13 protein-coding genes are annotated in these 14,829 nt (G+C 73.6%); 6 read left to right on the top strand and 7 right to left on the bottom strand.

The annotated features are described in order from the left end of the window. Window positions 1-157: 157 nt before the first annotated feature. Window positions 158-1,300, bottom strand: a complete 1,143-nt coding sequence (locus OG799_RS06890) for a fatty acid desaturase family protein (RefSeq protein ID WP_406044183.1) — start codon at window positions 1,298-1,300, stop codon at window positions 158-160. A gap of 13 nt (window positions 1,301-1,313) precedes the next feature. Further along, window positions 1,314-2,405, bottom strand: coding sequence for a ferredoxin reductase (locus tag OG799_RS06885; protein WP_406044181.1), 1,092 nt, complete (start codon window positions 2,403-2,405; stop codon window positions 1,314-1,316). A gap of 83 nt (window positions 2,406-2,488) precedes the next feature. Here OG799_RS06885 and OG799_RS06880 point away from each other — a divergent pair, with 83 nt between their 5' ends. From OG799_RS06880 to OG799_RS06870, 3 genes are all read left to right on the top strand, one after another. Beyond that, entirely contained in the window at window positions 2,489-3,715 is a 1,227-nt protein-coding gene (locus tag OG799_RS06880; protein ID WP_406044179.1) for a PucR family transcriptional regulator, read from the top strand. A 101-nt stretch (window positions 3,716-3,816) separates the two neighbouring features. Beyond that, window positions 3,817-4,812 (top strand): Acg family FMN-binding oxidoreductase, encoded by a 996-nt coding sequence (locus tag OG799_RS06875; protein ID WP_406044177.1) that lies wholly within the window; start codon window positions 3,817-3,819, stop codon window positions 4,810-4,812. Window positions 4,813-5,965: 1,153 nt separating this feature from the next. Beyond that, window positions 5,966-6,511: a transposase gene (locus OG799_RS06870; protein WP_406044175.1), complete on the top strand. Its 546-nt coding sequence runs from the start codon at window positions 5,966-5,968 to the stop codon at window positions 6,509-6,511. An 11-nt stretch (window positions 6,512-6,522) separates the two neighbouring features. On the opposite strand, the gene OG799_RS06865 is transcribed toward OG799_RS06870, so the two are convergent. Continuing rightward, window positions 6,523-8,160 (bottom strand): ABC-F family ATP-binding cassette domain-containing protein, encoded by a 1,638-nt coding sequence (locus OG799_RS06865; RefSeq protein ID WP_406044173.1) that lies wholly within the window; start codon window positions 8,158-8,160, stop codon window positions 6,523-6,525. A 422-nt stretch (window positions 8,161-8,582) separates the two neighbouring features. On the opposite strand from OG799_RS06865, the gene OG799_RS06860 reads away from it, so the two are divergent. Beyond that, complete coding sequence (locus OG799_RS06860; RefSeq protein WP_406044171.1) at window positions 8,583-10,871, top strand: hypothetical protein; 2,289 nt, start codon at window positions 8,583-8,585, stop codon at window positions 10,869-10,871. 76 nt (window positions 10,872-10,947) lie between these two features. Here OG799_RS06860 and OG799_RS06855 read toward each other — a convergent pair whose 3' ends face one another. Beyond that, the gene (locus tag OG799_RS06855) at window positions 10,948-11,451 is read right to left on the bottom strand and encodes a MarR family winged helix-turn-helix transcriptional regulator (RefSeq protein ID WP_406044169.1); all 504 of its coding nucleotides are present in this window, start codon (window positions 11,449-11,451) and stop codon (window positions 10,948-10,950) included. Between the two features lie 84 nt (window positions 11,452-11,535). Between OG799_RS06855 and OG799_RS06850 the strand changes: the two genes are divergently transcribed. Both OG799_RS06850 and OG799_RS06845 read left to right on the top strand, forming a co-directional pair. Then, window positions 11,536-12,183 (top strand): FMN-dependent NADH-azoreductase, encoded by a 648-nt coding sequence (locus tag OG799_RS06850; protein WP_406044167.1) that lies wholly within the window; start codon window positions 11,536-11,538, stop codon window positions 12,181-12,183. 77 nt (window positions 12,184-12,260) lie between these two features. After that, complete coding sequence (locus tag OG799_RS06845) at window positions 12,261-12,854, top strand: transcriptional regulator (protein ID WP_406044165.1); 594 nt, start codon at window positions 12,261-12,263, stop codon at window positions 12,852-12,854. Between the two features lie 34 nt (window positions 12,855-12,888). On the opposite strand, the gene OG799_RS06840 is transcribed toward OG799_RS06845, so the two are convergent. Genes OG799_RS06840 through OG799_RS06830 form a run of 3 tightly spaced genes read right to left on the bottom strand, consistent with a single transcriptional unit; the run spans window position 12,889 to window position 14,557 of the window. Next, window positions 12,889-13,275, bottom strand: coding sequence for a low temperature requirement protein A (locus tag OG799_RS06840; protein WP_406046225.1), 387 nt, complete (start codon window positions 13,273-13,275; stop codon window positions 12,889-12,891). Next, on the bottom strand, window positions 13,236-13,727 hold the full coding sequence (locus OG799_RS06835; protein WP_406044163.1) for a low temperature requirement protein A: 492 nt from the start codon (window positions 13,725-13,727) through the stop codon (window positions 13,236-13,238). Before OG799_RS06835 ends, OG799_RS06840 begins: the two co-directional genes overlap by 40 nt. 8 nt (window positions 13,728-13,735) lie before the next feature. After that, window positions 13,736-14,557: an alpha/beta fold hydrolase gene (locus OG799_RS06830; RefSeq protein WP_406044161.1), complete on the bottom strand. Its 822-nt coding sequence runs from the start codon at window positions 14,555-14,557 to the stop codon at window positions 13,736-13,738. Between the last annotated feature and the right edge of the window lie 272 nt (window positions 14,558-14,829).

Here is a 14,829-nt window from a genome sequence, read left to right as displayed (position 1 = left end):
AGGCCGCACCTTCGGGCGCAGCGGGCGCACGACGCGGGTGTGGCCCGCCGTGACCGGCGCAGGGGTCAAGCCTGACTCGCCCGGAGCACGGCGGGCCACACCCGAAACAGCGACCACCCAGAACCGCAACAAGCGACAACCGCAACAAGAACGGGGATCAGGCCGCCCCGGAGGAGACCAGCGGCGCCGGCGCCACCGGCTGCCGCCGGTCGCTACGCCGGTTCGGCAGGGAGAGGCGGATGACCTTCCACCAGGCGGAGGCGACCTGCTTGGGCAGCGGGCCGGTGGTGTACTTCAGCCCGTACCGGTCGAACAGCGCCCGGACCTGCGGGGCGATCTCCTGGTAGCGGTTGCTGGGCAGGTCGGGGAAGAGGTGGTGCTCGATCTGGAACGACAGGTTGCCGGTCATGATGTGCATCAGCTTGCTGCCGCTGATGTTGGCCGAGCCGAGCATCTGCCGCAGGTACCACTCGCCCCGGGTCTCGCCCTCGATGGAGGTCTTTTCGAAGGTCTCCACCCCGTTCGGGAAGTGCCCGCACATGATCACCGAGTGGCTCCACACGTTGCGGATCAGGTTCGCGGTGAAGGTGGCGGCCAGGGTGCTGAGGAAGGACGGGCCGGACAGCAGCGGGTGCACGATGTAGTCCTTGAGCACCTGGCGACGGATCTTGCGACCGACCGCGCGGGCCCGGGCCCGGAACTCCGGGGCCTTGTGCCGGCCCTCGCGCAGGTTGTGGCCCAGCTCCAGGTCGTAGGCGGCGATGCCGTACTGGAAGAAACAGGCGTTGATCAGGTTCCACAGCGGCTGGCCGAGGTGGACCGGGTACCAGGGCTGGTCCTCGTCGACGCGCATGATGCCGTACCCGAGGTCGTTGTCCTTGCCGACCACGTTGGTGTACCGGTGGTGCAGCTGGTTGTGCGAGTGCTGCCACTGGTCGGGCGGGGAGACGTGGTCCCAGTCCCAGGTAGTGGAGTGGATCTTCGGGTCGCGCATCCAGTCCCACTGCCCGTGCAGGACGTTGTGACCGATCTCCATGTTGTCCAGGATCTTCGCCACCGCGAGGCCGGCGGTGCCCACGATCCAGGCCGGCGGGAAGAAGGAGAAGAGCAGCACCGCGCGGCTGCTCAGCTCCAGCGTCCGATGGGTCTTGATCACCTTGCGGATGTAGCGGGCGTCCCGCTCCCCCCGGTCGGCGATCACCCGGTCCCGGATGGCGTCCAGCTCCTTGCCGAGGATCTCGATGTCCTCGGCGCTCAGGTGGGCGATCGGGTTGACGGCCTTCTTCTGGATCACGGTCACGTCCGGCCTCCTGTCAGAGTTCGATGTCGCAGGTACCGGCCGCCGCCGACACGCAGGTCTGGATGAGCACGCCGTCGCCGGGGACGGCGGTGGTGAGATCGCCGTTGCGCAGATCGCGGACGGCGCCCTGGCGCAGCGGGAGAACGCAGCCGTAGCAGATGCCCATCCGGCAGCCGGAAGGCATCAGCACGCCCGCGTTCTCACCGGCGTCGAGGATCGGCGTGGCGCCGTCGGCCTCGACGGTCACGCCGGCCCCGGTGAACGTCACGGTGCCGCCCTCCCCCGGCGAGATCACAGTGGGTCGGAACCGCTCGATGTGCAGCCGTTCGACGAGCCCCCTGGACTCCCAGTACCCCTCGACCGCGTCGAGCATGCCGACCGGCCCGCAGGCCCAGGTCTCCCGCTCGAGGTGGTCGGGCACCAGCTCGTCGAGTTCGTGCACGCCGAGCAGCCCATCGGTGTCGGTGTGCCGCTCGACCAGCCGCAGCGCGCCCCGCGCGGCGAGCGCCCGCAGCTCCGCGCCGAAGATCACGTCGTCGGGGCTGGGCGCGGAGTGCACCAGCACCACGTCGGCCCGGGTTGGCAGGCCGGCGCGGAGCATCGCCATCACCGGGGTGATGCCGCTGCCCGCGGTGAGCAGGAGGACCCGCTCGGGGGTCGCCGCCGGCAGCACGAATTCGCCCTGGGCCTGATCGAGCTGGACGAGCGTGCCGGGCCGCGTACGGCGGACCAGGTGATTGCTGACCTTGCCGTCCGGGATTGCCTTGACGGTGATCGCGAGGCGGCCGTCCCGGCTGCCCGGCACCGAGGTGACCGAGTACGCGCGCCACTGGCGGACCCCGTCGACGTCCACGCCGAGGCGGACGTACTGCCCGGGGACGTGGCCGCGCCAGCTCCGGCCGGGCTGGATGACCACGGTCGCCGCGTCCCGGGTCTCCGGTCGCACGGCGACGATCCGGCCACGCAGGGCGGCGCCGGCGCGCAGCGGGGCGACCAGGTCGAGGTAGTCCGCCGGCAGCAGCGGGGTGGTGACCGTTTCGGCCAGCCGCAGCAGCCTGCCCCGGAGGGAGACCTTTGCGGCGGGCCGCGGGACAGTTGTGGTCATATGACCAGGGTGGCCGCACAATCGCATAACATCTTGACCGGCAAAGGTGAATCAGCGGTAGGGTTTTGTTCGGGGAGAACAACATGTCGGACCAGTCCGGGACGACCCGACGCGCCGCCCGCCTCGAACTGGACGAGCGGGTGGCCGCCCGGCTTCGCGACCGCCTCCCCGTGGTGGCGGAGCGGACGGTCAGCGCGATCACCGGCGAGGTGCCCGACTACTCGGGCGCGCTCACCGGCGCCATGCGGGAGAAGATCGAGAACGCCGTACGCATCGCGCTCGGCACCTTCCTCCAGCTCGTCGAGAAGGCCCAGTCCTCCGACCCGAGCACCCCGCTGACCCCGGCGCTGGAGGCCGCGTACGCGCTCGGCAGCGGGGAGGCGCGCTCCGGCCGCAGCATGGACGCGCTGCTGGCCGCGTACCGGGTGGGGGCGCGCGTGGCGTGGCGGGAGGTCTCCACCACCACCGTCCGCAGCGGTTCGGCCGCCGAGACGGTCGCCGAGTTCGCCGAGCTGATGTTCGCCTACATCGACGAGCTCTCCGCCGCCAGCGTGGCCGGGCACGCCGACGAGCTCGCCAGCGCCGGCCGGGTCCAGCGCCGCTACCTGGAGCGGCTGACCCAGCAGCTGCTCGCCGGCGAGCCGGAGGAGACCCTGCGCCGCAGCGCCGAGCTGGCGGACTGGCCGCTGCCGCAGACGCTCACCGTCGTCCTGCTGCCGCGCCCCAACCTGCGCGCGGTGCTCGCCCTGCTCAGCCCGCACACCCTGGAGAGCGGGGAGGACCTGCCCGGGGTGGACCTGGCCGAGGAGCTGGCCGTGCTGCTGGTGCCGGACGCGCAGGGCACCGGCCGCCGGCAGCTGGCCCGGGCGCTGCGCGGGCACCGGGCGGTGCTCGGCCCGGCTCGCCCGTGGAGCCGGGTGGCCGCCTCCTACCAGCGGGCCACGCGGGCGCTGGCGCTCGGCCTCGGCCGGCCCGACAGCGGGCCGCTGGACACCGAGGAACACCTCGCCGAGCTGGTGCTCAGCATGGACCCGGAAGGGCTGGCCGACCTGCGCGCCCAGGCGCTGAAGCCGTTGGAGTCGCTGCCGCCGGCCACCGCGCACCGGCTCGCCGAGACGCTGCGGTCGTGGCTGCTGCACCAGGGCCGGCGCGACGACGTGGCGGCCGACCTGTTTGTGCACCCACAGACGGTCCGCTACCGGATGGGCCAGCTGCGCGAGCTGTACGGCGACCGCCTGCACGACCCGGCCACCGTCCTCGACCTGACCCTCGCGCTGGCCATGCCCCCGGCCGCCCCCGAGCCGGAGTGAGCAGGGGCGGCCGGCCCGGTGGCCCCGGGCCGTCCGACCCTGTCCCCCACTGATCCCGTGCCGCAGGGTCGAGGGGGGACGAGCAGCGAGGAGGCCCCACCATGACCCAGCCATCGACCCGGACCGCGCAGACCCCGGTGGTACGCGTGCTGGAGGCGGCCGCCCGCCAGTCCCTGCACGCGCCGTCGGTGTTCAACACCCAGCCGTGGCGCTGGCGGGTCACGTCGACCGCCCTCGAACTGCGGGCCGACCCGAGCCGGCAGCTCGCCACCACCGACCCGGACGCCCGGCTGCTCACCCTGAGCTGCGGCGCCGCCCTGCACCACGCCCGGGTGTCCCTCACCGCCGCCGGCTGGGCGGTCACCGTCGAGCGCTTCCCCGAACCCGACGACCCGGCGCTGCTGGCCCGGCTGCGCACCACCGGACCGGCGGACCTGGACGTCGCGGCCGGTCGCCTGGTGGACGCCATCCCCCGCCGCCGCACCGACCGCCGCGCGTTCGGCGACCCGCCGGTCCCGGAGGCGCTGCTGTCGGGGCTGCGCGCCGCCGTCGAGGCGGAGGGGGCCCTGCTGCACGTCGTCCGGCCGGACCAGATGCCGATGCTGGCCGTCTCCACGGCCCGGGCCGCCGGCGCCGAGCTCGCCGACCCGGCGTACCGGGAGGAGCTGTGCCGCTGGACGAACCGGCCGGCGGGCAGCGGCGACGGCGTTCCCGCCGCCACCGCCGTCCGCCCCGCCCCGCGACGGGTGCCCGTCCGCGACCACGCCCCGGGCGGGGCGGCCGGGCTGAGCGCCGGCGCGGACTTCGACCGCGGCGCCGCGTACGTGCTCCTCTTCGGTGAGCGGGACGACCCGGCGGGCTGGCTGCGCGGCGGCGAGGCGCTCTCCGCGCTGCTGCTCACCGCGACCGCCGAGGGGTTGGCCACCGCGCCGATCAGCGACGCCATCGAGCTGGCCTGGCCGCGGCGGATGATGCGCGACCTGCTGGCCGGCGTGGGCGAGCCCTACCTGGTGGTTCGCGTCGGCTGGGGTCCCGGCGGAGAGCTGGCCCCGGCACCCCGCCGCGCGCCCGCCGACGTGATCGAGATCGACGGCTGAAAGCAGATCGCAGCGGGTGGGCGTCCCTCCCGTTCCATTATGTGGGTCGGAGCGGGGCTTGCCGCAAAGGCCCGGGTGGGGTGCAGGTGCGTGGGGGCGCGCCCGGCTGACCATCCCCGCCCGCTGGTGGTGCCCGGCCATTCGACCCGTGCCGACGTTGGCCAGGGGCGAGGGGCGAACGACCCGTCCCGCCCTCCCGTCGGGCTAGTGCTCTGACCATAAACGTTCGCCGGTTGGTCGGGGTTGGGAAAATGTCGTAGGGCTGGTGTTTGCTTCGGTTCGTGCCTCGCCGTCGGGATCCCGCCGCCCCGCGGGTCGTGCACCGCACCGCCCGCGTCGCGTTGCGGGTGACGCCGGGCCAGCGGCGCCGTTGTTTCGGGCTGCTGCGCTCGGCCGGTGACGTGTGGGCGTGCGTGGTGGAGGTGAATGCGTGGCGGCGCCGCCGCCGGGACGTACCGCTGTCCGGTTATCAGGAGTTGTGTCGGGAGTTGGCGGCGTCGGGGCCGGGCACGTTCACCGAACTGGATTCCGTCGGCGCCCGGTCGGTGTTGCGCCGGTTCTCGGACGCCTGGTTCAGCGCGGCGAAGCGCCGCAAGGACGGTGACGTGTCGGCGCGGTTCCCGCGTCGGCGGCGGGGGCTGATGCCGGTGCGCTGGTATCACGGCACGTTCACCCTCGACGGACGCAGAGTACGGATCCCCACTGCCAGAGACACTGCCCCCTTGTGGGTGCGCCTGGCCAGGGAGGTGCCGTACCCGGCCGAGCAGGTCCGGTCGGTCACCCTGCTGTGTGAGGGTGGCCGGCTGTTCCTCGACGTCACCGCCGAGGTGCCGGTGGCGGTCTATCCGCCGGGTGAACGACCGGATCCGGGCAGGGTGGCCGGGGTGGATCTGGGGATCATCCACCCGTACGCGGTGGCCGGCCCTGGCGGGGAGGGGTTGTTGGTGTCCAGGCGGGCGGTCCGCGCCGAGCATCGGATGCACCTGGCCGACACGAAGGCCCGTCGCCGTGCCGTGGCCCGTCGGGTGCCGAAGCCGGGTGAGCGGGGGTCGCGGCGGTGGCGGCAGTACCGGCGTCGGGCCCGTCTGGTGGAGGGCCGGCACCGGCGCCGGGTCCGTCAGGCCCAGCACGAGGCCGCCCGCAGCGTCGTGTCGTGGGCGGTGGGTCAGCGGGTGGTGTGCTGCATGTCGGTGACCCCCGCGGGGTGCTCGACATTGCGACGGGGCGGCGGCACAACCTGCGGTTGCGGCAGCGGCAGATCGGCCGGCTCCTGCAGATCCTCACCGACAAGGCCACCCTCGCCGGCATCACCGTCCGGCTGGTCGACGAACGCGGCACCTCCTCCACCTGCCCCGCCTGCCGTCAACGAATCCCGAAACCCCGTGGGCGGACCCTGTCCTGCCCGCACTGCGCATTCTCCGGCCACCGCGACCTCGTCGCGGCTGCCAGCATCGCCACCCGTGTTCCGGGCGGCGGACCCACCACCCCGACAGCCGTCGTGCTGCCGGAGGTGGTCACGCACCGTCGAGCCGGCCGACACCTGCCCGGTGCCGGCCGGTCCCGACGTGACCCCCGCCGCCCAACCGGGCCAGCGCGAGGATCAGTTGGCCCGCGGAGGCCCGCCCCACCACCCGGTGGGGAGTCGCTCGCCCCCAAGGCGAGGATCCACAACACCCACCGAAAACCCGGTGAACGTTAGTGGACACCGCCCTAGTCCGCCTCGGGTGCCCCCGTCTCGCGCAGCCCGCCCTCGCCGAGCCGCAACCAGCGGTCCACCTTGATCTCCGTCACGAACCGCGCGTCGTGGCTGACCACCACGAACGCGCCTTGGTACGCGCCGAGCGCGCTCTCCAGCCAGCCGACGCTGACCAGGTCCAGGTTGTTGGTCGGCTCGTCGAGCAGCAGCAGCTGGGGCGCCGGTTCGGCGCACAGCACGCAGGCCAGGGTGGCCCGCAGCCGCTCACCGCCGGACAGCGCCCCGACCGGGAGCTGGGCGCGGGCGCCCCGGAACAGGAACCGGGCGAGCAGGTTCATCCGCTGCGCGTCGGGCAGCCCGGGCGCGTACGCGGCCAGGTTCTCCGCCACCGTACGGTCCAGGTCCAGCAGGTCCAGCCGTTGGGACAGGTACGCGACCCGCCCGTCGGCCCGCTGGACCCGGCCGTCCTCCGACGTCAGGTCGCCGTGGATCAGCCGCAGCAGGGTCGACTTGCCGACGCCGTTGGGCCCGGTCAGCGCGATCCGCTCCGGTCCCCGGATCACCAGGTCGACGCCGTCGCCGGGGAACAGCGCCCGGTCGTCGTGGCGCACCTGCATCCGCTCGCCGAGGAAGACCGTCCGTCCCGCCGGGACGTTGGTGCCCGGCAGCTCCAGCGTGATCCGCTGCTCGTCGCGCAGGGCCCGACCGGCCTCGTCGAGCCGGGCCCGCGCATCGCTGACCCGGGCGGCGTGCGTCTCGTTCGCCTTCCCCGCCGATTCCTGGGCGCCGCGCTTCATCGTCCCGGCGAAGATCTTCGGCAGGCCGGCGTTCTTCAGGTTGCGCGAGGCGTTGCTGGCCCGGCGCTCGGCCCGCTCCCGCGCCTGCTGCATCTCCCGCTTCTCCCGTTTGACCTCCTGCGCGGCGTTGCGGACGTTGCGCTCCGCGACGTCCTGCGCCGCGCGCACCGCCTCCTCGTACGCGGTGAAGTTCCCGCCGTAGGAGCGGACCCCGCCCCGCTCGAGTTCGAGGATGCGGTCCATCCGGTCGAGCAGCGCCCGGTCGTGGCTGACCAGCAGCAGGCAGCCGGTCCACGCCTCGAGGACCGTGTACAGCTTGCGGCGGGCGTCGAGGTCGAGGTTGTTGGTCGGCTCGTCGAGCAGCAGGACGTCGGGCCGCTTCAGCAGTTGCGCGGCCAGCCCGAGGGAGACGACCTGGCCGCCGCTGAGGGTGTGCAGCCGGCGGTCGAGTGGCACGTCGCCGAGGCCGAGCCGGTCCAGTTCGGCGCGGCTGCGCTCCTCGACGTCCCAGTCGTCGCCGAGGGTGGCGAAGTGCTCCTCGCTGGCGTCGCCGGACTCGATGGCGTGCAGCGCGGTGAGCCGGTCGGCGATGCCCAGCACCTCGGCGACGGTCCGGGCCCCGTCCAGCGGCAGGTCCTGGGGCAGGTAGCCGAGGACACCCTCGACGGTGACGCTGCCGCCGGTGGTTCGGCACTCGCCCGCGATCAGCCTGAGCAGGGTGCTCTTGCCGGCGCCGTTGGGCGCCACGAGACCGGTCCGGCCCGGGCCGACGGTGAAGGAGAGGTCCGTGAACACCGGGGTGTCGTCGGACCAGGAGAAGGAGAGGTTCGAGCAGGTGATGAACGCGTCGGACATGTGACGTCCTCGTGATGGTGCGGGCGCGCGTCAGGGCGGCCCGGCGGGAACAGGGCTCGTGGAACGACGGCATGGCGCCACGGCGGCTGCGCTGACGCGCGCCTGCCGGGGCCAGGTCCGGTGTCACCCGGAGATGTCGTCGTCGCCCGCCATGTCTGGTCTCCCTGTTCCGATCACTCGTGTTCAACCTAGCAGCGCCGGCCCGCTGCCGGCGGCCCATGCCTCGGTCCTCCGCCCGGGGACCGGGCGGAGGGTCGCGGTGGTCAGCGGCCGCCGCCGATGGTTGTCACCCCGGCGCAACGCGGGTGGTTGACCGCCGGTCGCGCGGGTAGTCAGCCGGGCCAGCCGGGTGGCGGCCAGGCTCGTCGTCGGTCCGCGACCCGCCACGAGCTGCTGGCCGCGCACCCGGGGGTCGCGGACCGATGTCGGATGTGTCACCGCCGTCCGGGGACCAGGAAGTCCCGGGCGATGTCGTCGAGCTGCGGGTGCACGGCGTGTCGGGCGCCGGGGCCGCGCAGGTGCTCGACCACCCGAACGTCCAGCAGGTGGCCGGCGACCGCAGCGGCGGCTTCTACCGCCCCCGACCGGGCTATCCCGACAGCACCGGACCGGACGGGGTGACGCTGGAGGCGTACCGGTGGAGCGACCTGCCCTCGGGCACCGCCGCCCGGACGCTCTCCCTGGTGTTCCTGCTGCCGTTCATGCTGAGCAACGTGGCGATCTGGATGCGGCCGGCGGGACGCGAATCCGGGTCGGGGGTCAAGGTGCTGTGCCGCCTCCTCGCGCTCAACCTCACCCTGCTGTACGTGCTCTCCGCCGCCGGGGTCGCGCTCGACCTGATCGCCTGGAAGTGCATGGGCTCCCCCCGCTGCCTCGCCGGCCGGAGCTGGCTGTCCTGGCTCGGCGGCCGGCCGGTCGGATTGCGCCTGGCGGTGCTGACCCTGGCGCCCGCCGGCGCGGTCGGACTGGTGTGGCTGCTGGGCGTCCGCCCGGGCCGGCCGTACGAGGCCTTCCGAGTGCCCGCCGGTGGCCAGGAGGGCGATCGGCTCAGCGCCGTCGGCCAGTGGGACGCCATGCCGATGGTGGCCCGGCTGCGGGCGATCCACGTCGCCGCCGCGTTCGCCGCGCTGAGCCTCACGCTCCTCGCCGCGCGCGGCGCCACCAGCCCGTCCCTGGCGATCATCGCGCTGACCGTGGCCGCCGTCGCGGTGCTCGTGACCTGCGTGGCGCTGCTCTGCGCCCCCGCCCTGTTGGAGCGGGCGTCGGCCGCGCGGACGATGGACCGGGCGAGCGCCACGGCGCGCGTCACCGCGTGCGCCCTCACCGTGGCGACTCTCGGCGTCATCGTGCTGGACGGGACCCGGTGGCCGCAGTCGGACGGGTTGCCCAGCTACGCCCGAATCGTCGCCTGGGCGTTCGTCACCCAGATGGCGCTGCTCTTCGCGCTGGCCATGCTGGCGCTGCGGCGACGCCGGGGCCGGGACCCCCGTCCCGCGCTGCTGCGCGGCCTGGGCGCGCCGGTCATCGCGGCCGTCGCGGTGGGCCTCGCCAGTGCGCTCTCCGCGGAGCTTGTCTACCGCACCGCGTACTTCCTCAACCGACGCGCCATCACCGCCCGCCCCGGCGACCTGGTGGCCCCGCCACTGGCCTTCAAATGGGCGATCTTCACGTTCTTCCTGACCGCCATCGCCGCGGTGCTGGTCGGCGGCGGGATGACCCTGCTCTCCCGGCGGAGCCGCCGGCGGGCCGCCAGGGCGATCGTCGCCCGGGACTTCCCGGACGCCCCACCGGAGGCGGCCTCCCGGCTGGACCGGGTGGCGCGGACCATCGCCCGGGCGCGGTTCACCGAACGATTCGGCTCGCTGGCCATCGCGTACGCCTGCCTGGCCACGGTGGGCCTGGCGGCGAGCATGCTGGGACTCTTCGGCCTCCAGCCCAGCCCGCTGGTGGAGCAACTCCTCGGCGTGCCCGGTGGTTTCGTCACCTTCGGGCTCACCGTCGGCAGCTACTTCATCGCGGGCATCGTCGTGGCCCTGGTGGTGGGCGGGCTGTTCGCCTACCGGACGGCGGAGTTCCGCCGGTACGTCGGCGTGGTCTGGGACCTGGGGACGTTCTGGCCCCGGGCGGCCCACCCGTTCGCGCCGCCCTGCTATGCCGAACGGGCCGTGCCGGAGCTGGCGAAACGGATCTGCTACCTGTCGGAACGGCACGCCGGCGTCCTGCTCACCGGCCACAGCCACGGCTCGGTCCTGCTGGCGGCGACCGTGCTGCAACTGCCGCCCCGGGTCCGGCAGCGGGTCGCGCTGCTCACCTACGGCTCGCCGCTGGACCGCCTGTACGCCCGCCTCTTCCCCGCCTACCTGGGGCGGGATGTGCTGCACGAGGTGGGCGCCCGGATCGACTGGCGGTGGCTGAACCTGTGGCGGGACACCGACCAGATCGGTGGGTGGGTCTTCGCCCCGCACCGGCCCGGCGACCCGTCACCGGGGCCGGACCCGAGCACCGGGGTGGATCGGCGGCTGCGGGACCCGCAGGACCTGATGCCGCCCCCGAGCGACAGCGTCCCACCGCCGATCAAGGGGCACTGGCCGTGCGAGTCGGACGAACGGTTCGCGGCGGCGGTCCGCGAGCTCGCCGACCGGCTCCGCGCCGCGGCCCGCGCCGGGGGCGCCGGGGGGCCGGGCGAGCGGGATCCGGGCGACCGGCGGTGACGGCGCCCGAACCCGGGCTTCTCTCGTTCGGCCAGGTCCCGCCCGGTGCGGCGACCGGTGGGCCGGCCGAGTCGTTTCAGCAGCCCAGCGCGGTGTTCGCGGCGGGCTCCACCGGGTCGTCGGTCACCGCCTCGCCGCACGGACCCGTGGCGCCGGTGGCGGCCTGCTGGAGCAGTTCGTAGAGCGCCTCGCGCTGCTGTGCGTCGAGGGCGCCCAGCACCTCGTTCTCCGCGGCGGCGAGGGCGCATTCGGCCTCCCGGAGCTGGCGCGCGCCGGCTTCGGTGAGTTCCACGACATGCCGACGGCGGTCCTCCGGTGAGCGACGCCGCTCGACCAGCCGCTTGGCCTCAAGCTCGTTGAGCAGCCCGACGATGTTGGTGCCGTCCATCGAGAGGGTCCCGGCGAGCGCCTGCTGGCTGCTGCCGCCCTGGGCCCGCAGCAACGTGAGGGCGACCATGTGGCGCGGCCGGAGACCGAGCGGGGCCAGCACCGTCTCAGCGCGGGACCGCATCCGCCGCGCGAGGTGGTCGAGCAGCGGCGCCGAGCGGTGCTCGGACCGGTCGACCGGGCTGACAGACATGTGACGAAGTCTACCGGCGTTACTAAAAGCCGACGTGCTACAAATGCTTGGCGTTACATCAACGACTTGTGGAAGGCCAACCCCATGCCTCACCTGTTGCACATCGACTCGAGCATCCAGGGCGATCGCTCGGTGAGCCGGCGGCTCACCGCCCGCGCCGCGGCCGCCTGGCGCGCCGCCCACCCCGACGGCACCGTCACCTATCGCGACCTGGGCCGGAGCCCCCTGCCCCACCTGGACGAGGCCACCGGCCTGGCCCGGATGACGCCCGCCCAGGACCACACGCCCGCCCAGCGCGCGTCCTGGGCACTGACCGAGCAGCTCGTCGGCGAGATCAGGGAGGCCGACACCGTCCTGCTGGGTCTGCCCCTCTACAACTACGGCGCGCCCAGCAGCGTCAAGACCTGGGTCGACCACCTCATCGCGCCCGGGCTGGCGTTCGACCCGGCCAACCGGACCGGCCTGCTGGACGGGCGGGAGTTCATCGTGCTGGCCAGCCGGGGCGGCGGTTACGGCGCGGAGGCTCCGCGGGCCGGCTGGGACCACGCCGAGTCCTGGCTCCCGCACGGTCTGGAGATCACCGGCCTCGAGCCGCGCTTCATCACGGCCGAGCTGACCCTGGCCCAGGTGAACCCCGCCATGGCCGAGCTCATCCCGCTGGCCGAGGAGAGCCTGGCGGCGGCCGAGCGCGCCATCGACGGCCTCTGGGTGCCGGCCGCCGCCGCAGCGTAGCGGCAGCCGGGACGGGCGGCGCCCGCGCCTCCGCCGCCGCGGATGGAGGCGCGGGCGCTGCCCGCCGTTCGTCGCCTGTGCGGGACCACCTGTTCCAGCTCGCCGGTCACGCCGTCCCGCACCGCGCCGTCCGGGCCGACCACGTCAACCCGGGGATGATGCGGATCCTCGACCGGCTCCACGACACCCCCGCGCAGGTGGTGAACCACCTCGGCGAGACCCTGGCGCAGACCGCGCCGGCGGTCGCCCTGTTCGGCGACGGGACCCGGCACACCGGGCTGTCCAGCCTGCACCACCGCTGGTTCACCGATCCCGAGGCGCGGCTGCTGCACCCCGCTGAGGACCATCCGACGCAGAGCCGGCTGATCGCCGCGCACCTGCACGCCGCGTACACCCGCGACGGCCGAGGCTCCCGCGCCGCCGCGATCGTCGATGCCCTGCTCGCCACCAGCCCGGAGTTCGCCGAGCTGTGGCGGGAACACCCGGTCCAGGGCGCGTACTGCCCGCCGAAACGGTTCCGGCACCCCGAGGTCGGGCCGCTGGAACTGCACTGCCAGATCCTGGTGGACCCCGACCAGTCCCAGACGCTGCTGGTCTTCACCGCCGTGCCGGGGACGGAGAGCGACGAGAAGCTGGGGCTGCTCTCCGTCATCGGCGCCCAGCGGGTCTGACCCGGACCGGCCGCGGTGGTCGCCGGCCCCGGGCTCACCGGCCGCGGGTCAGTCGCTCGTGGCCGGCGGCGGTCACCAGCAGCGCGGCGAGCACGCCGAGCGCCGCCGCGGCGGGCAACGCCCGGCCGAGCGGCGTCAGGAGCAGCGCCAGAGCGGCGAACGTGATCTGCGCCGGCCGAACGGCGCCGGCGGAGAGCCGGAGGAAGAGCAGCCGCCCGGCCAGGTAGAGCGCGGCGCCGCCGTACAGGGCGACAGCGACCGGGCAGCTCAGCGACGGCCCGGCGGCGTGGTCCGCACCGGCGTTCGGTTCGGCGGCGTACGGCTCGGCGACATGCGCGAGCACCTGCTCGATGCCGACCGCCAGGTAGATCACGCCGATGATCAGCAGCACGTGGGCCTGGCTGTAGGCATCGGCGGCGATCCGGTCGCGCCGGTCCCCGGTCGCCGCATGGAGGGCGCGGGCGCCGGCGGGCGCAGGCCGGGCACGCTCCCCGCCGCCCAGTGGTACAGCGTCAGATGCACCACGCGCAGCAGCACGTAGGCCAGCGCGAGGAGCAGCGGTCCGTCCAGGCCCGGTCCGGGGGACCAGGCCTGGGGCATGACCAGCGCGGCGACGAACAACGCCGCCATGCCGACGAGCACCCCAGCCCGGACCACACCGACGTCCGCCGGCGTCTGGTTGCCCAACCAGGTGTACGACCCCCAGGCGATCCAGAGCAACACCAGCAGGAGCAACCCCTGCGCCATGGCAACCAAGGTCGGCGGCTGCCCTATCAGTGCCATGATCCGGGTGAGCGCGAAGACGAAGACGAGGTCGAAAAAGATCTCGAACGGCGTCGCCCGGCGATCCCGGGCCGCCGGCGCCGGCGGCATCGGGCTGATCAGTCGCGCAGGAACGCGAGGAGATCCTTGTTGACCTGGTCCTGCATCGTCGACGTGATGCCGTGCGGGGCGCCCGGGTAGTAGATGTCCTGCGCGTTCGCGATGAGCTTGGCGGTCTTGCGCGCCGAGTCCTTCACGGGGACGATCTGGTCGTCCTCGCCGTGCAGCACCAGCGTCGGGATGTCGAACTTCGCCAGGTCGGCCCGGAAATCCGTCTCGGAGAAGGCCTTGATGCTCTCGTACGCGTTCCAGAGGCCGGCCTGCATGCTCCACAGCCAGAACTGGTCGAGGATGCCCTTCGACACCTTCGCGCCGGGCCGGTTGGCGCCGTAGAACAACTGCGCCAGGTCCTGGTAGAACTGCGACCGGTCCTTGAACAGGTTGGCGCGCATCTCGTCGAAGACGCTGACCGGCAGCCCCTCCGGGTTGTCCGGGGACTGCACCATGATCGGCGGCACGGCCGAGATGAGGACGGCCTTGGCGACCCGCCCCGTCCCGTGCCGGCCGATGTAGCGGGCCACCTCGCCGCCACCCGTCGAGTGACCGACCAGGGTGGCGTCCCGCAGGTCCAGCGCCTCGATCACCGCGGCCAGGTCGTCGGCGTACCCGTCCATGTCGTTGCCGCTGCGGGCCTGGCTGGACCGGCCGTGGCCCCGACGGTCGTGCGCGACCACGCGGAAGCCGTTCTGCACGAGGAAGAGCATCTGCCCGTCCCAGGCGTCCGCGCTCAGCGGCCAGCCGTGGGAGAAGGTGACGACCGGGCCTTCACCCCAGTCCTTGTAGTAGATGTCCGTGCCGTCCTTCGTGGTGATGTAGCCCATGCCATTGCTCTCCTGATCGTCGAGACGAACGCGGGCGGGCGGAGTTGGCGGACGTCCCTCACGCCGGCGCCGTATCCGCGGACACCTTCCGGCCGGCGCGGTCACCGGATGACCGATGGGTCCAGGTCGGCTCTCCCCGATGCTATGTGGCCGGCACCGGGCGTCACCGCCGGTTCACCGAACGCGGACCGCCGTGGGGCCCGGCCGCCCCCGGCCCCTGGGGCGCGCTCCCTCGTTGTCACGGATCGGCGCCCTGCCTGGTCGTACTGGAT

Source organism: Micromonospora sp. NBC_00898 (assembly GCF_045207895.1).
Lineage (GTDB): Bacteria > Actinomycetota > Actinomycetes > Mycobacteriales > Micromonosporaceae > Micromonospora.
This window is presented reverse-complemented; position numbering and strand designations above follow the sequence as displayed.